Source organism: Rhizobium sp. GCM10022189 (genome assembly GCF_042656325.1).
GTDB lineage: Bacteria > Pseudomonadota > Alphaproteobacteria > Rhizobiales > Rhizobiaceae > Rhizobium.
This window is the reverse complement of sequence record NZ_JBHSOR010000015.1, coordinates 1-24188: the sequence shown is the minus strand read 5'-3', so window position 1 is coordinate 24188 and position 24188 is coordinate 1. Positions and strand designations below refer to the sequence as shown.

Genomic DNA, 24188 nt, shown 5'->3' with positions numbered 1-24188 from the left:
CAGAATTCCAAACGCTCATCCACAACAGACCTCGACCGCCAAACCATCCAAACCTCCCGAGAAACCATCTCGGAAGTGTCAGGTATGTCTCCGAACATCTGTCAGGTATGTATCAAGGCCGTACACTTGTCACAGGGATCCAGCCTGCCCAAGTCCTTGGGCAGGAGAGACTCGTTTGCTCGCGGCATATGGGAGTCATTCACCGCGCGGACGCGCGGTGGCTGGATTCCTGTGACAGGCACAGGAATGAGGGAGGTTGGGGTGGACCTCGGGGCAGAACGGCTGCGTGGCTGGGTGAGGCACAGGGATGAGGTGGTTGGGGTGGGCCTCCGGGCAAGGACGGTTGCGAGGGCTGGGCGAGGCGCTGTTGGGGTGGGCCTCCCGGCAGGACGGTTACGAGGACTGGGCGAGGCGCTGTCGGGCTGGCCTCCCGGCAGAACGGCTGCGAGGGCTGGGTGGGCGCTCCCGCGCCTCGCCCTCACGCCCTCAATTCGGCTCCCGGATTGCGTCGTCCAGTCCGCGCAGCAGGGGATAGAGGAAGTAGGAGATCACCGTGCGGTTGCCGACCTTGATTTCGGTGGTGACGGTCATGCCGGGCAGCAGGCGCACGGGCATGTCGGAGGCGTTGAGCCTTGTGTCGGCGAGCAGGATGCGGGCCTTGAAGAAGGGGGCGGCGGCCGGTTGGGACGGGGGGGCGTTCGGGTCCTGCTGGCCGGTCAGGAACGTGTCCTGGCTGATCGTGCGCACCTCGCCCGAGGCCGTGCCGTATTTCTGGAAAGGATAGGCGTCGAGCTTGATGCGGGCGTCCTTGCCGACCGCCACCCGGCCGATGTCGCGCGTGTTGATCGACACTTCGGCCTCCAGCGGCACGTTGATCGGCACCAGGGTGACGACCGGCTCGGCCTCGCGCACGACGGAGCCGACCGAGCGCTGGGCGAGATCGAGCACGACGGCGTCGGCCGGGGCCGTCAGCGCCACCATGGTGCGGCGCAGCTCCATCTTCTTCAGTTCCTCGCCGGCCATGTCGCGCTGGCTGCGCAGGTCGACCAGCTGTTCCATCGCCGCGCGGCGGAAATCCTCGACGAAGGCCTGCCGGTCGGCGCGCAGCTTGGCATAGGCGTGCGCCGCCTCGTCGGCCTTGCCGCGCACGGCGGTAATGTCGGCCTCCACGTCGAGGCGCGCGTCGCGCGAGCCGAGCATGGTGAGCAGCGAGCCGCTCTGCTTGTCGTAGAGCTTCTTGCGCGTCGCCTCGATCTGCGAGAGGTTTTCGCGCCGGTCGTTCAGCACCGCTTCCTGGTTGCGGTTGGCCGCAAGCACGGAGGACTGGCCGGCGATCTGCTGCTCGAAATTCTGCATCTGCGCCATGTAGAAGGCCCGCCGCTGGCCGAAGAGCTGCACCTGCAGCTGCTCGTCCGGCGTGCTGCCGGCGATCTTCGCATAGTCCTCGCCGGTCAGCTCCGCCTCCAGGCGCCTGACCTGCGCGTCGAGCGCGGAAAACTTCGCCTTCAGCTGGCCGACATCGGCCTGGCTGAAGGTGGCGTCCAGTGTCGCCAGCGTCTGGCCGGCATGGACGATCTCGCCGGCCTTGACGTCGATCGTGCGGATGATCGAGGTTTCCAGCGGCTGCACGACGATGGTGGGCTGCGTGGTGACGAGCTTGCCGGGCGCAATCACCACCTCGTCGATGGAGGAGACCGAGGCCCAGGTGATGGCGGCGGCCAGAAGCGCGGTCACGCAATAGAGCGTCATGCGCGCCACCCGCGGCGGCGCCCGCTCCTCCAGCTCCACCGCGTCGGACTGGAATTCGGCAATGGCCGGCGGCAGCGGCAGGCGGGCGGCAAGCTGCCTGCCCTCGCCCCTGTCCCGGCCCTTCCCGCTGGCCTTCCCGCTGCTCTCATGGCCCCCGCCTGATGGCACCGGCATGTTGTCTTGCGCTTTTCCGGCCCCGGCACTCATGCGACCTGCCTCATCTGTTGCGCCCAGAGGTGGCGGTAGGTCATGCAGCGCGAAACCAGCTGGTCGTGCCGGCCGATATCGGCGACCTTGCCGCGCTCGATGACGAGAATGGCATCGGCATCGACCAGCGTCGAAAGCCGGTGCGAGACGATGATGACGGTGCGCCCGGCCGCGATCCGGGAAAGGTTGTCGCGGATGATCGCCTCGCTGTCCGGGTCGAGCGCGCTGGTGGCCTCGTCGAAGATCAGCAGCTTCGGGTCGGTGATCAGCGCCCGCGCGATCGCCAGCCGCTGCTTCTGCCCGCCGGAAAGGTTGGCGGCGTTTTCCTCCAGCATCGTGTCGAAGCCGCGCGGCAGGCGCTCGATGAATTCTTCCGCGCCGGCGATGCGCGCAACCTCCATGATCTCCTCGATACTGGCATCGGGCCTTGCGGCGGCGATATTGTCGCGCACCGAGCCGCGGAACAGGAAATTGTCCTGCAGCACGACGCCGATGCTGGTTCTCAGATGCACGAGGTCGATCTCGCGGCTGTCGTAGCCGTCCATGCGCACCAGCCCCTCCTGGCTCTGGTAGAGCCCCTGGATGAGCCGGGTGATCGTGGTCTTGCCCGAGCCGCTCTTGCCGACCACGCCGAAGACGCTGCCGGCCGGAATGGCGAACGAGACGTTGTCGAGCGCCGGCGCGGTATCGGGCGCATAGCGGAAGGTGACGCGGTCGAACTCGATGCGCCCGTGCAGATGCGGCCTGACCCCGCGCCCGCGCCCGGCCTGTTCCGGCCGCTGGTTCATGATCTCGCCGAGCATGCGCACGGAAAGCGCCACCTCCTGATATTCGTGAACCATGGTGACGATCTGCACCAGCGGCCCGGAAACGCGCCCGGCCAGCATGTTGAAGGCGACGAGCGCGCCGATCGTCATGGCGCCGGAAAACACGTCGAGCGCGCCGAGCCCGATGATCGCCACACTCATCAGCTTTTCCAGAAGCCCCGTCAGCGACTGGGCGATGGTGGAAATCTTGTCGACGCGGAAGCGCACGGAGATCGACTGGGCCGAATAATCGTCCCACACCTTGCGCTGGCGCGGCTCCAGCGCCAGCGACTTGACGGTGCGCATGCCGTGCACGGTTTCCACCAGCAGCGCCTGCCGGTCGCCCTCGGCCTGGTAGAGCGCCTTCAGCCGCCGCTGGAACGGGCCGACGAGCAGCATGACGACGAGCCCGACGAGACCCGCAAAACCGAGCACGACCAGCGTCAGCTTGACGCTGTAGAGCAGCAGGATCGGCACGAAGACGAAGAGCGAAACGCCGTCGAGCAGCGTCAGGAACAGCCGCCCGGTCAGGAATTCGCGGATGCGCCCGGTCTGCTGCATATGCTTGACGAGAACGCCGGCCGAAGCCTGCTCGAACAGCGCGATCGGCAGGTTCAGCAGATGGCCGAAGGTGCGGGTCGCCACCCGGATGTCGATCCTGTTCGTCGCATAGAGCAGCAGGTAGCGGCGCAGGAAGCTGAACGTGGCGTCGAAGACGAGCGCGATCGCAATGCCGACCGTCAGCACCGTCAGCGTCGCGTAGCTCTGGTGGACCAGCACCTTGTCGATGACGAGCTGGAAGAAGATCGGCGTCGTCAGCCCCAGCCCGTAGAGCACGAAGGCGGCGAGCGCCACGTCGCGGAAGAAGCTGCGCTGCCTGATGATCTCCGGCACGAACCAGCTGAAGCCGAAGGGCCGGTCCTCGTCCGACATGCGGTAATTGCGCTTCAGAAGCACCAGCGATCCGCGCCAGGCCCTGGCGAACTGCTCCTCGCTCAGCATCAGCACTTCGGCGCGCGAGGCCAGCGGATCGAGCACGCGGATGCGCGCCGCCTCGCCCTCGCCGACGGCGCCGGCGATCACCACCCAGTTGCCGTTGGAAAGCTCGGCCAGCGCCGGAAAGGCCTCGCCGAGCCGCAGCAGGCCCGCCCAGTCGAGCGTCAGGTGCCTTGCCCGCAGGCCGGCATCCTTGGCCATGCGCAAAAGCTGGCGCACGGCGACGGGATCGTTGCCGACGGCATAATCGTGCTGCAGCCGCTCGGGAGAAAGATCGACGCCGTGGTGGCGCGCGACGAGCGCAAGGCAATGCAGGTTCGTATGCAGAAATCCACTCATGGCCCACCCGAAACAATACGAGACCGAGGCTTGTTCTCATGCGGCCGGGGCCTTCCGGCGGGTCCCGGCCCTGCCGCTCAGTTGAAGTTCGGCGAGGCGTTGGACGCCGGGGCATGCGCCTGGATATCGGCGGCGGCGGCCGCCGACATGTCGCCGATGCGGCGCACCGCGCCCGCCTCCACCAGCCCGCCGAGCGCCTTCTGCATGAGATCGACGGCATTGGCGAAAGCATCCACCGGCATGACGATGCGCTGGCGGAAGACCGGCTTCGGGTTGTTGTTGGCATCGCGCTCGGTCGCCGAAAGCGACATCAGGTCGATGCGCACGATCGTCCCGGTAATGGTGATTTCGCCGATCCCGTCGGCGTAAAGTTCGCTGCTCATCATGTCCTCCTCTGGTTGATCTGTCCGGAAAACCTGTCACGCCTTCCGATGGTGCAATGTGTGCATATCGTGTCGCCAGGCCGGAAACGGGTCGCGAAGGCCGATGGCTATCTCCGGCTCGAAACCCGTCTCCTCCCCAGCCAGGCAGTCGTCGAGCGCGGCGCGGATCGCCTCTTCGTCGAAGCCCGAGCCAATGAAGACCAGCTCCTGGCGGCGGTCGCCCCAGGCCTGGTCCCAGTGTTTTTCGATCATCTGGAGGAATTGCGGATGGCGCGGCCAGTAGGCGCGCGCCACCGAGGCCCACCAGAAGCCGCGCGTGCCGATGCGGCATTGCGTGCCGGCAATCGACAGCAGGCCGATCTCGTCCGGCCGCGTCGCCAGCCAGAAATGCCCCTTGGCGCGGATGATGCCCTTCAGGGGCTCGTCCAGCAGGGCGCAGAGCCGCGCCGGGTCGAAGGGCCGGCGGGCGCGGTAGACGAAGCTGGAAATGCCGTATTCCTCGGTCTCCGGCACATGCTCGCCCCAGCCGTAAAGCTCCTTGTGCCAGAGCGGGTGGCGGGCGGCCCTCGCCTCGCTGAACAGGCCGGTATCGAGGATCGCATCGAGCGGCACCTGGCCGAACACGGCTTCCACGACGCGCGCGTCCGGGTTCAGGGCCGCCACGACCTGGCGCACTTCGGCAAGCGTTGCCGGGGCCACGTCGCCCGCCTTGTTGATGATGACGACGTCGGAAAATTCGATCTGCTCGACCAGCAGTTCCACCAGCCGGCGCTCGTCGTTGCCGTCGCGCCGCTCGCCGCGATCGGCCAGGAACTCGGCGCTGCGGTAATCGGCGAGCAGGTTGATCGCGTCGACGACGCAGACCATCGTGTCGAGCCGCGCCACGTCGCAAAGCGCCGCCCCGCTCTCGTCGCGGAAGGAGAAGGTGGCCGCCACCGGCAGCGGCTCGGCAATGCCGGTGCCCTCGATCAGCAGGTAATCGAAGCGGCCGGCGGCGGCGAGCCGGCGCACTTCGCTGAGCAGATCGTCCCGCAGCGTGCAACAGATGCACCCGTTGGTCAGCTCCACCAGGGTCTCGTCCGTGCGCGAAAGGTCTGCACCCCCTTCGCGCACGAGGTCCGCATCGATGTTGACCTCGCTCATATCGTTGACGATGACAGCAACCCGGCGACCTTCCCGATTACTCAGCACATGATTGAGGACAGTCGTCTTCCCGGCGCCGAGAAACCCGGCGAGAACCGTTACCGGCAGTCTGTTATCCGCACCCGTCATCGATATCATCACGCTATACCCGATGCTTGGTCTTCCATCCTCGCCGGCGTTACGCCGCGAGCTGCGGCCTGAATGCTACGTCCACATAGTAGTTGGTGTTGTTGTAACTGGCGGTCGGGAACAGCCCCGCCGCGCCATAGGCATAAACGCCGTTATTGCCGGCGAGCCCCCGCAGAGCCCCGTTCGTCACCTCGCTGCCGAAATAGTTGCCGGTTGCCGAATAGTTTCCGTTGGTGGAGTAGGAAACGACATAGGTCGTGTCCGCCTCGACCGCGACCTGCTGGCTGAGCTCAGCCGTCTGCCAGCCGGAGGCCGTCTCGTTGTCGAAGGTGACGCTGGCAAGCAGCGTGCCCGACGCCGTCCACAGGTAGCCGCTGTGCGGGCCGGTATTGTCGGCCCCCTTGTAGAAGCGGATGGCGGTGATCCAGCCTGCCGCATCGGCCTGGAACCGCATGCCGAGATTGACCGGCTGGTTGTCGTTGACCGAGACGAGCGAAGGCGTGTCGCCGGCGGCAAAGAGGTTCTGCTCCGGTCCCGCCGCCGGCTCGCCGACGGTGAGCGCCACCTGCCCCGTCGCCGTGCCGCCCTTGCCGTCCGAGATCTGGTAGCTGAAACCGGCCGGTCCCGAATAGCCGGCATTGGGCGTGAAGGTCACGGTCTGGGTCTGCGCGTTCCAGGCGACCGAGCCGTTGACCGCGCCGCTGACGCCGGTGATCGTCAGCGTATCGCCGTCGCCGTCCGTATCGTTGGCAAGAAGCGCTGCGGCCTGGAGGGCAAGCGGCGTGCCGGTTTGCGTCGTATAGCCGCTGTCGTTGGCGGCAACGGGAACCGCGTTCTGCGCGCCCTGCTGGTAGAGCACGTCCACCCAGTAATTGCTGGCATTGTAGCTTTCGTTGGGAAACAGGCTGCCCGTGCCGTAGGCATAGACGCCGTTGCCGCCGCTGATCGTGCTTGCCGGCGCCGTCAGCGCGCCGCTCGTATGGTCGGTGGTGAAATAGTTGGCGCTTGCCGCATAAAAGCCGTTGGAATGGTAGCTCGCCACATAGGTCACACCGGCCGTGACGTTGACCGGCTGCGCGAAGGAGACCGTCTGCCAGCCGCTCGCCGTCTCGTCGATGAAGGTCGCCTGCGCCAGAAGCTGGCCGCTCGCCGTCCATAGCGAGCCGACATGCGTGCCGGTATCCTGCGCGCTGCGGTAATAGGTAAGCCCGGTAATGCGCCCGTCGGCCGAGGCGATGAACTTGACGCCGAGCTCGACCGAATTGCTGTCGTTGGCGGCTGTGACGCCCGACATGTCGGCGCCGGTAAACAGGCTCGTCGTCTCGCCGCCGCCCGGCTGGGCGTTGACCGTGAGGCTGACGGTGGCCGAGGCGGTGCCGCCATGCCCGTCCGAGATCGTATAGGTGAAGCTTGCCACCCCGGTATAACCGGCGTCAGGCGTGAAGATCACCGTATTCGTCTGGCTGTTGAAGGTCACCGTGCCGTTCACCCCGCCGCTCGCACCCGTGATGGCGAGCGGGTCGCCGTCCGCGTCATGGTCGTTGGCAAGCAGGCTGGCGGCGGCAAGCGACAGCGCCGTATCGGAATAGGTCGTGTAGCCGTTGTCGTTGGCCGCGACCGGTGCGGTATTGGCCGTCGACTGGTTGAAGACGACGTCGACCCAATAGTTGGAGGACTGGTAGCTGGCCGTCGGGAAGGTCGTGCCCGCGCCGTAGCCATAGACGCCGTTCGCCCCGGCAAGGCCGGTCAGCGCGCCGTTCGTATGGGCCGTGCTGAAATAGCCCGAGGTCGCCACATAGGTCCCGGTCGTGTGGTAGGAGGCGACATAGGTGACGCCGGCCGAGATCTGCAGCGGGCTGGAAAAGGCGGCGGTCTGCCAGCCGGAAGCCGACTCGGCAATGAAGCTGACCGTCGCAAGCAGCGTGCCGTCGGCGCTCCAGATCGAGCCCGTATGCGGCCCCGTATCGCCTTCGGCCTTGTAGAAGCGGATGCCGGTGATCGTGCCGCCTGCCGAGGCGACGAAGCGCATGCCGAGCTCCAGCGGCGAATTTTCCTGCACGCTCGGCCCCGTCGGCCCCTCGTTTGCGGCAAACAGCGACTGGCCGGCCGGCCCCGGATCGACGGTAAGGCTGACGCTGGCCTGGTCCGTGCCGCCGCGCCCGTCCGAGAGCGTATAGGTAAAGCTCGCCGGCCCGGCATAATCGGCAGCGGGCGTGAACGTGATCGTGCCGGCCTGGCTGTTCAGCGTCACCGTGCCGTTCAGCGCGTTGCCGACGGCGCTGATCGTCAGAGCGTCGCCGTTGGCATCCGTATCGTTGGCCAGCAGCGAGGCGATGGAAATCGTCAGCGTGCCGTTGCGCGAGATCGTCAGGCCGCTGTCGTCGCCGGCCACCGGCACCGTGTTGGCGCCGGCGTCGAAGACCACGTCCACCCAGTAGTTGGTGCCGCCGGGGCTCTGGCCGGGGAAGGTGCTGGTGCTGCCGTAGGCATAGACGCCGCCGCCGTCCACCGCCTTCAGCGCGCCGCTGGCATAGGTCGAGCCGAAATAGTCGTCGGTGACGGAATAATAGCCGTTGCTGTGATAGGAGGCGACATAGGTGACGCCGGCGGCGATCTGGATCGGCGAGGAGAACATCACCGTCTGCCAGCCGGAGAGCGACTCGCCCGCCGAAACGCCCGTCGCCAGAAGCGTGCCGTCGCCGCTCCACAGGCTGACGACATGCTCGCCCACATTGTAGAAGCCCTTGTAGAAGCGGATGCCCTGCACGAAGCCGCCCGTCGTCGCCTGGAAGCGCAGGCCGAGCTCCACCGGGTCGCGGTCGATCGCCACTTCCGTTTCCGGCTTTTCGGCAAGCGTCCACAGGCCCTGCGTGGACGGCAGGCTGACCGTGACCTGCCGGCCGGCCGAGGGCGCCTCCATGTTGACGCTGTCGTCCACGGCGCGCGACATGATCGTATAGGTGCCGCTTGCCTGCACCACCCAATTATAGGTCCAGCTCTCGCGGCCGGTGGCCTTGAACCAGTGCTGGCCGCCATCGGTGGAAACCTCGACGCCGGCAATGATGCCGCCGCCCGTATCCTGCGCCGTGCCGGTGATGGTCACATGCTGGCCTTCGAGGAAGGAGGCGCCGATGATCGGCGAGGTGATCGTCGAGGTCGGCTTTGCCGTGTCGGTCGATTGCGTGGCCAGAATGAGGCTCGCGTCCAGCGTGGTCGGCTGGATGCCCATGTCGGCGAACATGTTGACCATCGCCTGCTGCACGTTGCGGTCGGTCGGCGTGGACGGCCCCTGGTGGTTGTCGCTGAGGCCCCAGGACCAGAAGACGGTGCCGGCGCCGAAGACCAGCGCGCCGCTGGCCGCCCGGTACATGGTCAGGCTGTGGGTCGCCACCGCCTCGCCCACCGTCGAGCCGTAGTCGCGCAGATAGGTGCTGACGGCGACCGACGACAGCGACAGGTTGACGAGGCCGGCCGGCCGGAAGCCGTTTTCGACATCGCTGTCCCATTCGTAGCCGAGCAGGTTCTGCACCAGCTCGTAGGTCTCGCCCTCGTTGAGCTCCGACACTTCGGTATTGCGCCAGAAGCGCAGGTTCGAATAGTCGTAGGGAATGGAGATCGTATCCTGGCGGTAGCTGTCCACGGTAAACAGCGTGCCGGTCAGCGAATTTTCCGGCTCCTGCCCCGGATCGGCATAACGCGGGTCGCGCCAGGTGCCGGTGCCGGTATCGCTGGGGTCGGTGCTCGTGCCCCAGGTCTCCTTGTAGCAGACCATGGTGCGGTAGGCCTGGCCGCTGCCGTCGATGCTGCTTTCCCAGCGCACTTTCCAGTAGCACTCGTTGCCGCTCCAGAAGGCGAGGTTGACGCCGGCATCGCGCGCCGCTTCCACATTCTCGCGCTGCTCGGCCGACCAGTATTCGTCATGGCCGACGGAAAGATAGGCGTCGTGGTTGAGCAGCAGCGCGCCGTTGCGCGTGGCGTCCACGCCGGAAATGTAGGAAACGTCGTAGCCGTTCTGTTCCAGCCAGGAAATGGCGGCGGATTCGACGCCGAAGATAAAGTCGTGCGTGCCGCCGATCGGGCTCGTATTGGTGATGATCGGCCGGTTGTAGCTGACGGCCGAGGCGCGGCCGATGGCGGTCAGCCCGCAGCTGCAATTGGGCGGCAGGTAGCCGATCATGTCGGCGGGATCGACGGGCACCTCGCCGTAATAGAGGCTGGCGCCGCCCCAGGCATTGTAGGCCTGCCAGGTCGTGTCCGAGGTCTGGAAGACGATATCGCTGGTCGAGGCGTCGTCGCGCACCACGAAGGGGATGATGCTCGCATCCTCCGTGCCGTCCTCGCGCACCAGCTTGGCGAAATAGACGCCGGAAACGGCCTCCTCCGGGATCTGCCAGCTGGCCGAAACCGACCAGTTGCCGCAATCGATGAGGCCGAGCGACATGTCGACGATCGGGTGCGGCTGCACCTGCGCCGTCGTCAGCCGCTGCTCGATGGAATCCACCTTGCGCGCGCCCATGCCGCCGTAATAGCCCATGCGGTAGATATCGATGCGGTAGCTGGTGCTGTCGGTGGCGATCTTGAAATCGACCGTGCCGCCGATATTGGTGCTGATCTCGGTGGCAAAGCCCTGGATCGTGCCGTTGCCGTCGCCCTCGATGCCCCATTCGCTGATCGGGTTGCCCGTCTTCATGTTTTCGAGCGCGATCTTGTTGGGCGTGGCGGCAGCCGCTGCCGCTGCCGGCGCGGCAAGCGCAGCCGGGCTCGCCGCCGCCTCGACGGATGTCTGCTCGCCCGCCTGCGGCGTGCTGGCCTGCAGCGAAAACGAGGCGATGGAGGATTGCAGCCGCACCGACGCCGCGCCGGAACCGGCGGCGGGATCGACCGGCGTGGCCGTCTTGCCGCCCGCAGCCCCGCTCTCGCTGGCGACAGCCGAAAGGGCGGGTGCAGCCGGCAGGCTCGCCGCCTCCTCGGACGGATCGGGGCTCAGGACCGCGCGCACCGGCGCGGCCGATTGTGAGCCGGCTTCGGACGGCGCCTCGAACACCGCCGCCGCCGAGGCCGTCTTCCCCGACGCCCCGCGCCCGCCAGCATCGCCCGCCGGCGCCGGCGAAACGGACGCCGCCTGCGCCCCGCCCGGCACCGCAAGCGCACCCGGCGCCATCATGTCAACGCTGAGAGACAAGGAGCCGGCGGAAGACCCCGCCGTGAAGGAAAATGCCCCGCCCTGCCGGGCAAGGCCGGGCGACGCGTCTGATGACACGACCGTCGCACTGCCCAGCACCGCGCTCCAGGCCGCCGGCGCCCGACAGATATTCAGCGTTCCACCCAGGCTACTCAGATACTCGACGTTACTAACGCGAATTCTCCGCATAAGCGGCGTCCCCCCTCTGCCCCTCAACCGACCCGTGAAGCAGCGTTTCAACCACGCATTCTGGCAGCTTTCGCGCGAGTACGGACGACAGCAATAAGGGGGTACGCGGGTGGTGCTGGCCTACGCCGATAGGAGGATACCGGCGGCGTGCGGGATGACGGAGCAGAACGTCGCGACTCCTGCCGCAGCCCTCACGATGCACCAAACACTTCGATGGAGCAGGACGTCGCCGCACCTCCCCTTCTCCCCGGCGGGGAGAAGGTGCCGGCAGGCGGATGAGGGGGCTCCGGGCGCAGGCGTCGCCGCGCTGTTTCTCTGCCGCGCTGTCAATCTTTCCACTGGGCCGCATATAGGCCGTGCGTCTTCCGTTGTGTCGTGCGGCCCCCTCATCCGCCCTTCGGGCACCTTCTCCCCGCTGGGGCGAAGGGGGAGACTGCCGCAGCCTTCACGACAAACCGGACGCCTCGATGGAGCAGGACGTCGCGACACTCCCCTTCTCCCCGACGGGGGTCCGAAGGACGGGTTGAGACCCGTGGCTCAACCCCGGTCAGGTGCCGGCAGGCGTGGATGAGGATCGCGCCGGGGCTCGTGAACTGTCACATGATGCTTGACAGGTGTCACGCAAGAGGTTACATCATCACATGATCGAATCGTTCAGGAACAAGGAGCTGGCAAAGCTCTGGGAGGGAACGAGAACCAGGATCGACAAGCGGTTTCATTCCCGTATCGAAGCAAGGCTCGACGCACTCGATGCCGCTACGAAAGCGGAAGATATGAACCTTCCGGGGTTCGACTACCATCAACTGGTGGGAAACAATCCGGTGCGGTACACCGTCCATGTCAACGGCCCATGGTGTATCACTTTCGAGTTCAACAACGGCAACGCTTATAACGTTGACTTCGAGCAATATCATTAGGAGCGGCAGATGACGTCATTCGCAGCAAAGCGTAATCCGGACAGATGCCCGACTCATCCGGGCGCGCTCCTTCGCGAGGATATCCTTCCGGCGATTGGAAAGCCGAAGGCCGAGATCGCCAGACTGCTGGGCATCTCCCGGCAGCACCTCTATGAAATCCTCGGCGAGGATCGGCCGGTGAGCGCGACCGTGGCTGTCCGGCTCGGCAAGATGTTCGGCAACGGCCCGCTGATCTGGATGCGAATGCAGGCCGCATACGACGCGTGGCATGCCGTTCGCGAGGTCGATGTCTCGGACATCCCGACCCTCCGGGTCGCCTGACACGCAGCAGGACGTCGCCACACTCCCCGTCTCCCCTGCGGGGGTCCGAAGGGAGGAGCCTGCCGCAGCCTTCACGATGCACCAAACACTTCGATGGAGCAGGACGTCGCGACACTCCCCTTCTCCCCAGCGGGGAGAAGGTGCCGGCAGGCGGATGAGGGGGCTCCGGGCGCAGGCGTTGCTACCGCTGTTTCTCTGCCGCGCAGCCAATCTTTCCACTGGACGGCATAGGCCGTGCGTCTTCTGTTGTGCCGTGCGGCCCCCTCATCCGCCCTTCGGGCACCTTCTCCCCGCCGGGGCGAAGGGGGGGAGACTGCCGCAGCCTTCACGACAAACCGGGCGCCTCGATGGAACAGGATGTCGCGACACCTCCCCGTCTCCCCTGCGGGGGTCCGAAGGACGGGTTGAGACCCGTGGCTCAACCCCGGTCAGGTGCCGGCAGGCGGATGAAGGGGCTCCGGGCGCGGGCGTTGCCGCCGCTGTCTCTCCGCCGCGCCGCCAATCTTTCCGCTGGACGGCATAGGCCATGCGTCTTCCGCAGTTGCCGCGCACGGGACGACCGCCAGTCTCCGGCCAGCGGATCAGGCAGAGCGTCTTGAAGGCGTCTTCCTCGGAGACCTTGCGGAGGGTCTTAAGCGTGAAGGTCCGGCAGTGCGGCGAAAGCAGGAAGTGCTGGTTGCCCCAATATTTCTACCCTCCGGAGGACCTCCATGTCATTGGAACTGAAGGTAATCGCGGATACGGCAGGCACGTTGATATTGTTGGGACCTTCCATGTTCAGGGCCTTCGATGAGGACAATACGAGAGCGTTCGCCGATCAGGCGTTGGGTTGTCGCCGCTCTATTCGTATCGATCCGAACATGGGGCAAAGGTACCAGATTAAAGGGAGAGAATCGCTCGCTGGCGTGCGCTCCGGTTAACAGGAATCCGGTAAGCGCTTGCGCCATCTATCTATTCTTTAACGATTATTCAGGATTGAGTTCTACAGCTACGAATTCAACTTTTCAGCCGTCATTGATCGAGATTTGCGTGCAGCACCCAGACAAGATCATCCACATGGGTACCGAATACTCCCTGACGCATCTGAAGGAGTTTGTTGATTTTTTCGACTGGAAGCTGTCGGACGGACGTCACGTCACCTTCCGTATGGCGGTGCGGTTCGCCGATCATTGCTACACGGACGAGAGACTACCTCTTGTGGACGGGTGCTATACGGTGCCGGGGAAACGGAAACCGCGTGTATTCTGCACCGACCGCCACATGCGTTCCTTCCAGGTTCCGGCCATTGTGCGTGGTCTGTTTTCGAAACCTGCACAGACCATCAGTATGACAATGGAGAATAACTGGGCGACATTCTGCCTGCAGATGAAACCAGCCATCCCCCGCGGAAAGCGGTACTATGTGTTCTTTCGAGTCCAGTTCTTGGGAGGGGATCCCAACATCGATCCGCTCCCAATGGACCTTTACATCGAGAGTGCCTATGTCAAAGACGTGCAAGTGCGGTTCCGACGGCTGGCACCGTTTGGCCGGATCGTGGAAGAAGCTGTGTTTGGAAAGCAATAGAGCGGCCGAAGCCGCTCTATTGTATTACTCGACCAACCAAACCTTTCGGTCCACCGGCGTAACCGTGTGACTGGATTTCTCCAGCGGGCTAGCGCTATCCGTGTTATCACGTCAGCCGACCAGTCGCTAGCTGCGCCGTGGCATTTCAGCCCAAGCGCTTGAAGTACAACTAACTTATATCGAGTAGGTTCCCTTCTCGCAAGCAGATTTTCGCGTCTTCCTCTATCGACGGATTGTCGCAGCAGCGGCCCAGTGTCTGCTTGGCGGTGCATCCTACAATAGCGGGCGGATGAAGGGGCTCCTGGCGCAGGCGTCGCCGCCGCTGTTTCTCCGCCGCGCCTCCAATCAATAGGCCTTCGCGTCATCAGCTGTGCCGTGTGGCCCCCTCATCGGCGCCGGCTAGGCGAAGGACGGGTTGACACCCGGAACCGCCGAAGGCCCCCATCCCTGACAATGCCCGGCCTCAGCACGGGACCCGGCTCATCAGGTTTTTCCTCATGCGGGAACCAGCACCAGACAATAGAAAAAGCGGCCGGAAGTCCGACCGCTCTAACGTCGTAATATTCGTCGAAGGGTATGTCAGGCAATTACCACCCGGCCTCGCCGGCGTCTTCCCAAGACGCATTGCGGATGACATCGCCATATCGGGCGTCATTGTCAGCCTGGATACGGCGCGAAAACTCTTCGATGCCGATACCGCCATAGTCATCGGTATCCCTGATCGCCGTAGACGACTTCAAAGCCTGTTGATCCAAGCGGTGAGCGCTGTGAAATTTGCCTTTATATGCAACGGCCATAAAAGCCTCCATTCTGCGTGACGCTACAATAACATCCCTCACGCAGCAAGGGTTCCTCATTCGTTCGCCATCCGCATGACAGGCGGAAATCGAGCTATGCCCCGTTCAAAGCGTAGATCGTGGGCCGATTGCCGACATTCAAGAGCTGCGGATTGCCAATGCGCCGCCAGACCGCCGGCCTGACGACGGCACCTCCCCTTCTCCCCGGTCTGAACACTCCCATGGGGAGGGCGAAGGGCTGATGGGCTGCCGCGCCGCCAGGCTTACGGCTGAACGGCACCCCGCAGCCTCAGCGCCAGATCCGGGCTGTCCGAGGTCAGGCTGCCGATGCCGCGGTCCAGCCAGTGGCGGATGGCGGGTTCGTCGTTGAGGGTCCACACGCAGAGGCGGTCGAGCGGCAGGCGGGTGCGGATGAGGTCCCACTCGGCCTCCATCAGCGCGTGATGGATGGCGACGATTTCCACCAGCCCGTCCACGCGCTCGATGAAGGCGCCGAGCCCGCCCTGCCTTTCGGCCCAGGCGGCGTTGACGGAGACGAGGCGCGAGACGGCGGGGGCGTGAAGGCGGCAATCCTCCAGCACCGACGTATCGAAGGAGGTGAGATACGAGCGCTCGCCGACGCCGAAGCGGGCAAGCTCGGCGGCGACGCGGGCGGCGATGCCGGGATAGGGCCGGCCGGTCTCGTCGATCTTGATTTCGACATGCAGGTCGATGCCCGCGTGCGGGGCAAGCACTTCAAGCACCTCGCCAAGCGTCGGGACGGCCTCGCCCGTGCCCTTCAGCAGCGTTGCCCTGCGGGCCTCGGCCGACAGGTCCTGCACCGGGCCGAAAGCTTCGGCGGTGCGCTCCAGCGTGGCGTCGTGGATGACGACGAGTTCGCCCGCCCGCGTCAGGTGAACGTCGAATTCGATGGCATCAACGCCGAGCGTGACGGCGTTGCGGAAGCCGGTGAGCGAGTTTTCGGGCCAGAGGTTGCGGGCGCCGCGATGGCCGGTAATCAGCGTCATGGAATATCCTTCGGACTTCTTGAAAATTAGCGGATCGTCGGGTCGAGCTTGTCGCGCAGCCAGTCGCCGACGAGCGAGATGGACAGCGTCGTCAGCATGATGACGGCGGCGGGCGCCAGCATGATCCAGGGCGCGCGCGTCAGATATTCGCGCCCGAAGCCGACCATGTTGCCGAGGCTGGTTTCCGGCGGCTGCACGCCGAGGCCGAGGAAGGAGAGCCCGCTTTCCATCAGGATGATTTCCGGGAAGGTCAGCGTCATCGACACGATCAGCGTCGAGGCGACGTTCGGCAGGATATGGTGGAGATAGACGCGCGAGGGTTTTGCGCCGAGCTGCACCACCGCCGCCGCATAACCCTGCGCGCCGGCGGCAATCGCAAGGCCGCGGGCGATGCGCGCATAGCGCTCCCAGCCGTAAAAGCCCATGAGGCAGACGAGCAGCGGCATGGAGGAGCCGAAGAAGGCGAGCACCGCAAGCGACATGATGAGGAAGGGCAAGGCCGCCTGGAAATCGGCCAGCATCAGCACCAGATGCTCGACGAAGCCGCGCAGGCGCGCCGCCAGGAACCCGAGCAGCGTGCCGAAAACGGCCGAGATGATCGTCGCGCCGAAGGCGATGACGAGCGAAACGCGGATCGACTGGATGAGGCGCGAAAGCACGTCGCGGCCGAGCTCGTCGGTGCCAAGCAGATGCTTGAGCCCGCCCGGCGCCGAAAGCCGGCTGGTCAGGTCCATCGCCGTGATGTTGAACGGGCGGATCTGATCGGCGAGCACCGCCGTCAGCACCATGGCCGCCAGCCAGAGCATGCCGAAGGCCACCGAGGCCGGCAGGTTGCGGCGCAGGACGGAAACGAGGCGGTTCGGCTTTCGCGAGGCCGGCGCGGCGGCGAGATCGACAGGAACCATCGGCTTTCTCCTCAATGTCCGGCCGCGTGCGAGCGAAGGCGCGGGTCGAGCCAGCCGTAGAGCAGGTCGACGGCGAGGTTCGACACGACCATGACGGCGGCGATGATGAGCAGGATACATTGCACGACCGCAAGGTCGCGATTGGTGACGGAGACCACCAGCAGGCGGCCGATGCCCGGCCAGGAAAAGATCGATTCCACCACGACGGCACCGGCGATCAGCGAACCGACCATGAAGCCGACGATGGTGACGATCGGCACCGCCGCATTCGGCAGCGCGTGGTTCCACACCACGTCGCGCCATGTCAGCCCCTTGGCCGAGGCGGTGCGGATATAGGGCTGGCCCATCACCTCGATCATGGCGCTGCGCGAAAAGCGGGCGAGGATGCCGATGCCGCCGATGCTGAGCGTCAGCGTCGGCAGGATGCCGTGTATCCACGTATCCTGCCCGCCCGAAGGCAGCCAGCCGAGGATGACCGAGAAGACCAGCACCAGCAGCAGCCCCATGACGAAGGAGGGAATGGTAAAGCCCAGCACCGCCAGCAGGATGACGCCGCGGTCGGAAACGCTCTGCCGGTGCAGCGCCGCATAGACGCCGGCCGGAATGCCGAAGACGAGCTTGAGCACGAGCGCCGGCACGGTGAGCTGCAGCGTCGCCGGCACGCGCTCCAGCACCAGCCGGATGGCGGAAGCCTTGTCGCGCATCGACACGCCGAAATCGCCGGTAAAGATCGACTTCAGATAAGCGAGATACTGGACCCATAGCGGCTGGTCGAGGCCCCATGCCTTGCGGAAGGCATCGACCGCCTCCTTCGGCACGTCCGGCCCGAGCATGACCATGGCCGGATCGCCCGACATGCGCAGCACGACGAAGGCGAAGGTGACGACCGCCATGATGGTGAGGATCGCCCGGAACAGGCGCACGAGAACGAAACGGATCATCAAAACCTCCCCTATGCCGCGACCGGCGCGGTCTCGCCCGCCACGACATGGCAGGCGGCGGTGCGCCCCTCGCCCGCCGCCAGCAGCTCCGGCACGACGGAACGGCAGATGTCGCGCGCCATCGGGCAGCGCGGATGGAAGGCGCAGCCCGACGGCCGGCTTGCCGGGTTCGGCGGCTCGCCCTGCAGGATGACGCGGCCTTCGAGCGGCTTGCCGGGAACCGGCACGCTGGAGACCAGCGCCTTCGTATAGGGATGCTGCGGCGCGCGGAAGATCACGTCGGAAGACGCCTCCTCGACGATGCGGCCGAGATACATGACCGCCACCCGGTCGGCGATGTTGCGCACCACTTTCAGGTCGTGGCTGATGAAGACCATGGCGATGCCGTTCTTTTCCTGCAGGTCGCGCATCATGTTGACGACCTGCGCCTGGATGGAGACGTCGAGCGCCGACACCGGCTCGTCGCAGACGAGAAGCTTCGGCCGCGAGGCGAGCGCGCGGGCGATCACCGCGCGCTGGCGCTGGCCGCCGGAAAGCTCGTGCGGATAGCGGCCGGCCTGGTCGGGCCTGAGCCCCACGGCCCGCATCAGCTCCGTCACGCGGTCGCCCTGGTGCTGTCGCGGCATCAGCCTGTGGATTTCGAGCGGCTCGGCGATCTGCCTGGCAATTGTCACGCGCCGGTCGAGGGCTGCGAGCGGGTCCTGGAAGACGAGCTGCATCTTTGCCCGCAAGGCCCGCCATTCCGGGCTGTGGAGCGCCGGCATCGGCTGGCCCTGGAAGCGCACCGTGCCTTCCTGCGCCGCGTCGATGCCGAGCAGCATGCGCCCGAGCGTCGATTTGCCAGAGCCGGATTCGCCGACGATGCCGAGCGTTTCGCCCGGCATGACCGAGAGCGAGACGCCGTCGACGGCGCGCACCGGGCTCGGCCGGCCGAACAGGCCGCGGCGCATCTGGTAGACGCGGACGAGATTGTTGGCTTCGATGAGCGGCGTCATTGCAGCAGGCCCTCGGCGATACGCGGCGACCGGGCCTCGGCGGCAGCGGCGGAAGGCACCGGCCGCGTGCAGGCAAGCCTGCGGCCGCCATCCAGCGAAACGAGCGGCGGGCGCTCGCTGCGGCAGGCCTCCGCCGCGCGCGGACAGCGCGGCGAAAACGAACAGCCCGCCGGCAGATCTTTCGGGTTGGGAACGGTGCCGGGAATGGGGATCAGCCGCTCGCGGCCGCCGTCAAGGCGCGGAATGGCGTCGAACAGGCCGCGCGTATAGGGGTGGCGCGGCTCGGAAAACAGCTCGCCCACGCGCCCCTCCTCCACGATGCGCCCGGCATACATGACGCAGACGCGCTCGCAGACCTGGCTGACGGCGCCGAGATCGTGGCTGATGAACACGGTCGCCATGCCGGTTTCGGCGCGAAGGCGGATGAGCAGGTCGAGGATCTGCGCCTGGATCGTCGCGTCGAGTGCGGTCGTCGGCTCGTCGGCGATCAGGAGATCGGGCTGGCCGGCAAGCGCCATGGCGATCATCAGGCGCTGGCACTGGCCGCCGGAAAATTCGTGCGGGTAGAGATCGAAGCGGCGGCGCGCATCGGGAATGCCCACCATGTCGATCAGCCGCAGCGCCTCGGCCCGCGCCGCCGCGCCGGTGAGGCCGCGATGCACGCTGAGCGCCTCGGCGATCTGCCTTCCGATGCGCAGCACCGGGTTGAGCGAGCTGGACGGGTCCTGGAAGATCATGGCGATGCGGCTGCCGCGCACGCTTTCCAGCACGCTGCGCGATCCGCCGATAAGTTCGCGGCCCTCGATCGTGACGGAGCCGGAAACGCTGGCCTTGCCCGGCAGCAGGCCAAGGGCGGCCAGCCACGTGACCGACTTGCCGCAGCCGGATTCGCCGACAAGGCCAAGCGCCTCGCCGCGCCCGACATCGAGATCGATGCCGTGGAGAACCTGCACGCCGTCGAAGGCGACCGTCAGGCCCCGCAGTTCCACGAGATTGGAGCCGGTCGTGCCCATCTTTCATCCCCGCTCTTGCTTTATCGAAAGAAGGGTCCCCGGCGGCGCCCGGCCGCCGGAGACCGCAGTGACGGACCGGTCAGATCGACCAGTTGCTGGCGCGGAAGTCCATGGCGAAGGCGGGTGCGGCCTTCCACTTCAGCGACGATTTCATGCCGGTGAAGACGGCGTTCTGGTGCAGGACCTGGTAGACCGGGTCTTCGCGCTCGGCGATTTCCAGCATGCGGGCGAAGGCCTTCTTGCGCTGCGCCCGGTCGGTGGAGGTTTCCATGACGACGGCGAGCTTGTTCATCTCCGCGTTCGTCCAGTCCTTCTTCTGCTGCACTTCGCCGTTCGGGCCGAACTGCACGACCATCGGCGTGATCGGGTCGTTGATCGAATTGCCGGCCGACCAGTCGCGCACGCCCTTTACGCCCTGCGGATCGTGGATCTGCGCCCAGTTTTCCTTCATCTCGATCTCGACATTGAGGCCGACCTGCTTCCACATCTCGACCATGATCTGGCCGTTGGCCGTCTGGTTCGTGTAGTAGTTGTTGAGCAGGCGGTAGGGGATGGCGTCGCCCTTGTAATTGGCCTGTTTCAACAGGTCCCTGGCCAGCGCCGGATCATAGGCCGGCGGCGCCCAGCCTTCGATGAACATGTCGCTGTTGCGGTAGGATTCGAACTGCAGGCCGGCCGGAATGACCGTCTTGCCGGCCCAGAGCGCATCGACGATCGCCTGGCGGTCGATCGCATGCGTCATGGCGCGGCGCACCAGCGGGTCGGCGAGGATCTGGTTCTGCGTGTTGAAGACGGAAACGCGGTGGTTCCAGATCGTCGAGTTCTGCACTTCGTAGCCGGGAGCGGCCTGCACGGCGGCAATCTGGTCCGGCGGCAGGTCGCAGGCGAAATCATATTCGCCCGACAGCAGGCCGTTGACGCGCGAGGCGACTTCCGGGACTTCGACGAAGCGGATCTGCTCCAGCGGCGGGCGGCCGCCCCAATAGTCGTCGAAGGCGACGAGCGTCAGCGAAACGTCCGGCTTGTATTCGCCGACCATGTAGGGGCCGGTCGTGATCGGCTTGCGCGACCATTCGGTGAAGCTTGCGGCCTCGTCCCAGGCGCGGCGGTTGGCGATCTGGCTGCCGCCGGAATAGAGGCGGCCTTCGAGCGTCACGTCGGGCGTCGTGTTGTGCAGGCGCACCGTATATTTGTCGACGATCTCGATGCCGGCAAGCGCCGGCCACAGGCGGCGGCCGACGCCGGGCACGGTGGCCGGCAGTTCCTTGGCGGTGGCCGGCTTGTGATCGGCCTCGAAAATGGTCTTGCCGCCGACCGGCTCCGTATTGCCGAACACGCGCTCCTTGGAGAAGGAGAAGGCCACGTCCTCGGCGGTCAGCTCGTCGCCGTTGTGGAACTTCACGCCCTGGCGCAGCTTCAGCTCCAGCGTCTTCTCGTCGATGCGCTTCCATTCGGTGGCAAGGCCCGGAACCGGGCCCTGGTTGCCCATCCAGTCGCGCAGGATCAGGCCTTCCCAGAGGTTGGGATAGAAGATGCGCTCGCCGACATTGGACTGCTCGTGATAGACGTCGAGCGAATTGTTGTTGGTGATCTTCTGCACCGCGATGGTGACGGACGGGCGCTTGCCCTGGCTGAAGCCGAGGCGCGGCAGGACGAGCGTGCCGGCGGTGGCGCCGAGAAGGCCGAGCGCGCCGCGTCGATTGATCGAAATCATCGGAAACTCCTTTTGTCTTGACCGCCAAGCCCCCCGGCTCGCGGCCCTCGTTGTTAAAATCAGGCAGATGTCGCCGGGTTGACGGCTTCATGAATTTTTCAATAAAGGTGCCCGCCGCGGAGGCCGCGAGGGGCTGACGCAGGCGCAGATCGCCGAGCGCATGAACCTCACCCGCCGCCGGGTGAACGAATATCTGGCCGCGGCGCTGGAGGAAGGCATCGTCAGGGTGAGCTTCGCTTCGCCGCCTGGCCCCGGCATGGCGCTGGAATCGCGCCTGCAGGAGCGCTTCGGCCTGGAGGCGGCCATCGTCGTGCCCACGCCCGCCGATCCGCAGCTCCTGCACCAGGCGCTGGGGCGCGGTGCCGCCGCCTATCTCGACCGGCTGATCGCCGCCCGCAAGCCGCGCTCCATCGGCGTCGGCTGGGGCGCGACGCTGCGCGAAACCGTCATCCACATGACGCCTGCAAGCGCGCCCGAGATCGAGGTGCGCTCGATGATGGGCGGGCTGACGCGCGGCTCGGAGATCAACACGTTCGAGATCGTGCGCGCCTTCGCGCAGGTGCTGAAGGCGCAATGCCACTATTTCGCCGCCCCGATCTATGCCGAAAGCCCGCAATCGCGCGAGGCGATCATCTCGCAATCGGTCTTCGAGCGCATCTTCCGCCAGACCTGCGAAGTGGACATATCGTTCCTGAGCGTCGGCGACGTCACCCGCCAGTCGCTGCAGGTGCGCTACGGCCTGCCGGCGGCCACCGACATATCCGACCTCATCGCCGTCGGCGCCGTCGGCGACCTCCTCGGCCGCTACGTCGACACGCAAGGCCACCCCGTCGCCCACCCCCTCAACGCCCAGGTCCTCGCCCCCGACCTTTCCGACTACCGCCGCATCCCCTGCCGCATCATCGCCTCCGGCGGCCCCCACAAACACGCCATCCTCAGCGCCACCCTGCGGGCCGGCCTTGCAACCGCGCTGGTGACGGACGAGGAAAGCGCGCGGGTGTTGCTGGCGGAGTGATGGGGGTGTGGGTGGGCGGCGCCGGCTGTGCCGTGCGGCCCCCTCATCCGACCCTTCGGGCCACCTTCTCCCCCAAGGGAGAAGGGGGAGACCGCCTCATCCTTTGCGATGCACCAAGCGCCTCGATGGAGCAGGACGTCGCGACACTCCCCTTCTCCCCGGCGGGGGTCCGAAGGACGGGTTGAGACCCGTGGCTCAACCCCGGTCAGGTGCCGGCAGGCGGATGAGGGGGCTCCGGGCGCAGGCGTCGCCGCCGCTGTTTCTCTGCCGAGCCGTCAATCAATAGGCCTTCGCGTCTTCCGTTGTGCCGTGCGGCCCCCTCATCCGCCCTTCGGGCACCTTCTCCCCGCCGGGGCGAAGGGGGAGAGCGCCTCATCCTTTGCGATGTACCAAGCGCCTCGATGGAGCAGGACAGCGCCGCACTCCCCTTCTCCCCTGCGGGGAGAAGGTGCCGGCAGGCGGATGAGGGGGCTCCGGGCGCAGGCGTCGCCGCCCCTGTCTCTCTGCCGCGCCGCCAATCAATAGGCCGTGCGTCTTCCGTTGTGCCGTGCGGCCCCCGCACCTGCATGTGGATGGAATTGCTCTTAACGCTGCGGTCGCTGTTGCTGACAATCGTGAGGGCGCCACAGCAGGTACCCTTTGCCCGCTTGTCCCTATTTCGGCCGTCAAAAGTTCCTTTCGACAGGCTGCGGCGCGAACATAGCTGGAACATCTTCATTGACATTATCAATTCGGTTTCATATTTTTGTTTCGTGAAACCGATATGGAACATTCATAACATGCAGCAGATGCGATAAGTACCATGCAGGGAGCAGTTCCAAGATTTCTCAACGAGATTAGCGATGCAGGCGGTCTAAAAGGGACCGATATCGCCAATATCATGGACGTGTCGAAAGCGACCGTCTCGCGCTGGCGTGCCGGCGATATAAAGCCTCAGCCACGTAACGAGCTTATTCTTTCCGATTTGCATTATGTCGTGACCCGCCTGACGGATTATTATTCGGCGGAAGAGATTCGGATCTGGCTTTATGCCCGTCATCCGCAACTAAACGGCGAACGGGCGATTGACCTTATACATCAGGACCGTGCGATCGAAGTACTGAAGGTCATTGACCGCCTCGATAACGAGGTCTTCCTGTAAAGCATGGTTCACGCGCGCAGAAGCCGGGATAATGCGTTGATCGACGCGATCGAAGCGCTCACGCCTGTCCGTTTCGAAGGCACGGTGTGGCGTGTCGTGAGGAAGGGAAGATCGCCCGTCGATTGTGCACGCGCGGGCGGCAGATGGGATGATGGAACTTTCGACGTGCTATACACCTCCCAGAAACGAGACGGCGCGATCGCTGAGATGTTCTTTCATCTCGGACGTGGTCAACCGGTTTTTCCCTCGAAAGTGGAATATGCCGTGCATGAGCTCGAAGTCACGGTCAACCGCGCGCTTCAGCTTATCGACTTGGAGGCTCTGAGGGCACTCGGGCTGGATTCGTCCCGCTACGGGCAGCTTTCGTACGACCGCGTAAGCGATGAATATCCGCGATCGCAGGACATCGCCGAAGCGGCACACTTCCTTGAGTTCGATGGGCTGATTGTCCCAAGTGCCCGATGGGACTGCATGAACCTTATCCTGTTTTGTGATCGTGTGCCGCCTGATGCCATGGAGGTCATTTCGGACCACGGATTGATCGACTGGCCGAGCTGGATCAGAACGAACATCCGCTAGCCGCCATGTTGCGCTCGATCGCAATCATGTAAAGCGCGCCAATACCGGCCGCATCGTTGCTGAAACGCTGGGAAACACCCAACGGGCGGATGAAGACATCCAGCCAGTCCTTCGAAACATCCACTCCACATATGATGCTGTTCACGGTAACCTGCCT

The 24188-nt window shown here is 65.4% G+C and carries 19 protein-coding genes and 1 pseudogene; 7 read left to right on the top strand and 13 right to left on the bottom strand.

The features are described 5' to 3' along the window. Positions 1 to 486 precede the first annotated feature (486 nt). From ACFPWW_RS10620 to ACFPWW_RS10600, 5 genes are all read right to left on the bottom strand, one after another. Positions 487 to 1956 carry an HlyD family type I secretion periplasmic adaptor subunit gene (locus tag ACFPWW_RS10620; protein WP_377311596.1) on the bottom strand — a complete coding sequence of 490 codons (1470 nt, stop codon included), beginning with the start codon at positions 1954 to 1956 and terminating at the stop codon, positions 487 to 489. Beyond that, a complete protein-coding gene (locus tag ACFPWW_RS10615) occupies positions 1953 to 4097 on the bottom strand; it encodes a peptidase domain-containing ABC transporter (RefSeq protein ID WP_112758928.1) in 2145 nt (714 codons plus the stop codon). Before ACFPWW_RS10615 ends, ACFPWW_RS10620 begins: the two co-directional genes overlap by 4 nt. Positions 4098 to 4174: 77 nt before the next feature. Then, entirely contained in the window at positions 4175 to 4480 is a 306-nt protein-coding gene (locus ACFPWW_RS10610; RefSeq protein ID WP_112569499.1) for a hypothetical protein, read from the bottom strand. A gap of 36 nt (positions 4481 to 4516) precedes the next feature. After that, positions 4517 to 5752, bottom strand: a complete 1236-nt coding sequence (locus tag ACFPWW_RS10605) for a GTP-binding protein (RefSeq protein ID WP_377311594.1) — start codon at positions 5750 to 5752, stop codon at positions 4517 to 4519. Positions 5753 to 5801: 49 nt separating this feature from the next. Then, positions 5802 to 11123 (bottom strand): DUF4082 domain-containing protein, encoded by a 5322-nt coding sequence (locus ACFPWW_RS10600; RefSeq protein ID WP_377311592.1) that lies wholly within the window; start codon positions 11121 to 11123, stop codon positions 5802 to 5804. 641 nt (positions 11124 to 11764) lie between these two features. On the opposite strand from ACFPWW_RS10600, the gene ACFPWW_RS10595 reads away from it, so the two are divergent. The 4 genes from ACFPWW_RS10595 to ACFPWW_RS10580 all read left to right on the top strand — a co-directional run bounded on the left by ACFPWW_RS10595 (position 11765) and on the right by ACFPWW_RS10580 (position 13924). Beyond that, positions 11765 to 12040 carry a type II toxin-antitoxin system RelE/ParE family toxin gene (locus ACFPWW_RS10595; protein WP_377311590.1) on the top strand — a complete coding sequence of 92 codons (276 nt, stop codon included), beginning with the start codon at positions 11765 to 11767 and terminating at the stop codon, positions 12038 to 12040. A gap of 9 nt (positions 12041 to 12049) precedes the next feature. After that, complete coding sequence (locus ACFPWW_RS10590; protein WP_377311589.1) at positions 12050 to 12361, top strand: HigA family addiction module antitoxin; 312 nt, start codon at positions 12050 to 12052, stop codon at positions 12359 to 12361. A gap of 710 nt (positions 12362 to 13071) precedes the next feature. After that, positions 13072 to 13281, top strand: a complete 210-nt coding sequence (locus tag ACFPWW_RS10585; protein ID WP_377311588.1) for a hypothetical protein — start codon at positions 13072 to 13074, stop codon at positions 13279 to 13281. Positions 13282 to 13417: 136 nt separating this feature from the next. Next, positions 13418 to 13924, top strand: a complete 507-nt coding sequence (locus ACFPWW_RS10580; RefSeq protein WP_377311586.1) for a hypothetical protein — start codon at positions 13418 to 13420, stop codon at positions 13922 to 13924. Between the two features lie 587 nt (positions 13925 to 14511). On the opposite strand, the gene ACFPWW_RS10575 is transcribed toward ACFPWW_RS10580, so the two are convergent. The 7 genes from ACFPWW_RS10575 to ACFPWW_RS10545 all read right to left on the bottom strand — a co-directional run bounded on the left by ACFPWW_RS10575 (position 14512) and on the right by ACFPWW_RS10545 (position 21296). Then, positions 14512 to 14721: a hypothetical protein gene (locus tag ACFPWW_RS10575; protein ID WP_377311584.1), complete on the bottom strand. Its 210-nt coding sequence runs from the start codon at positions 14719 to 14721 to the stop codon at positions 14512 to 14514. A gap of 263 nt (positions 14722 to 14984) precedes the next feature. Further along, on the bottom strand, positions 14985 to 15728 hold the full coding sequence (locus tag ACFPWW_RS10570; protein WP_377311582.1) for a glycerophosphodiester phosphodiesterase family protein: 744 nt from the start codon (positions 15726 to 15728) through the stop codon (positions 14985 to 14987). A 26-nt stretch (positions 15729 to 15754) separates the two neighbouring features. Next, complete coding sequence (locus ACFPWW_RS10565) at positions 15755 to 16633, bottom strand: ABC transporter permease (protein ID WP_377311581.1); 879 nt, start codon at positions 16631 to 16633, stop codon at positions 15755 to 15757. A gap of 11 nt (positions 16634 to 16644) precedes the next feature. Continuing rightward, positions 16645 to 17574 (bottom strand): ABC transporter permease, encoded by a 930-nt coding sequence (locus tag ACFPWW_RS10560; RefSeq protein WP_112706441.1) that lies wholly within the window; start codon positions 17572 to 17574, stop codon positions 16645 to 16647. 11 nt (positions 17575 to 17585) lie between these two features. Then, positions 17586 to 18569 carry an ABC transporter ATP-binding protein gene (locus ACFPWW_RS10555; RefSeq protein ID WP_377311580.1) on the bottom strand — a complete coding sequence of 328 codons (984 nt, stop codon included), beginning with the start codon at positions 18567 to 18569 and terminating at the stop codon, positions 17586 to 17588. Then, the gene (locus ACFPWW_RS10550; protein ID WP_377311577.1) at positions 18566 to 19582 is read right to left on the bottom strand and encodes an ABC transporter ATP-binding protein; all 1017 of its coding nucleotides are present in this window, start codon (positions 19580 to 19582) and stop codon (positions 18566 to 18568) included. The genes ACFPWW_RS10555 and ACFPWW_RS10550 overlap by 4 nt, the downstream gene beginning before the upstream one ends. A 79-nt stretch (positions 19583 to 19661) precedes the next feature. Further along, a complete protein-coding gene (locus ACFPWW_RS10545) occupies positions 19662 to 21296 on the bottom strand; it encodes an ABC transporter substrate-binding protein (RefSeq protein ID WP_112569479.1) in 1635 nt (544 codons plus the stop codon). Between the two features lie 133 nt (positions 21297 to 21429). On the opposite strand from ACFPWW_RS10545, the gene ACFPWW_RS10540 reads away from it, so the two are divergent. Further along, entirely contained in the window at positions 21430 to 22311 is an 882-nt protein-coding gene (locus tag ACFPWW_RS10540) for a sugar-binding transcriptional regulator (protein WP_377311597.1), read from the top strand. A gap of 313 nt (positions 22312 to 22624) precedes the next feature. On the opposite strand, the pseudogene ACFPWW_RS10535 reads toward ACFPWW_RS10540, so the two are convergent. Further along, positions 22625 to 22834: pseudogene (locus tag ACFPWW_RS10535) on the bottom strand (hypothetical protein); the annotation flags it as partial. Positions 22835 to 23113: 279 nt separating this feature from the next. Here ACFPWW_RS10535 and ACFPWW_RS10530 point away from each other — a divergent pair. Then, positions 23114 to 23452: an antitoxin Xre/MbcA/ParS toxin-binding domain-containing protein gene (locus ACFPWW_RS10530; RefSeq protein WP_112573667.1), complete on the top strand. Its 339-nt coding sequence runs from the start codon at positions 23114 to 23116 to the stop codon at positions 23450 to 23452. Between the two features lie 36 nt (positions 23453 to 23488). Then, the gene (locus ACFPWW_RS10525; protein ID WP_377311576.1) at positions 23489 to 24031 is read left to right on the top strand and encodes an RES family NAD+ phosphorylase; all 543 of its coding nucleotides are present in this window, start codon (positions 23489 to 23491) and stop codon (positions 24029 to 24031) included. The last annotated feature ends 157 nt before the right edge of the window (positions 24032 to 24188 follow it).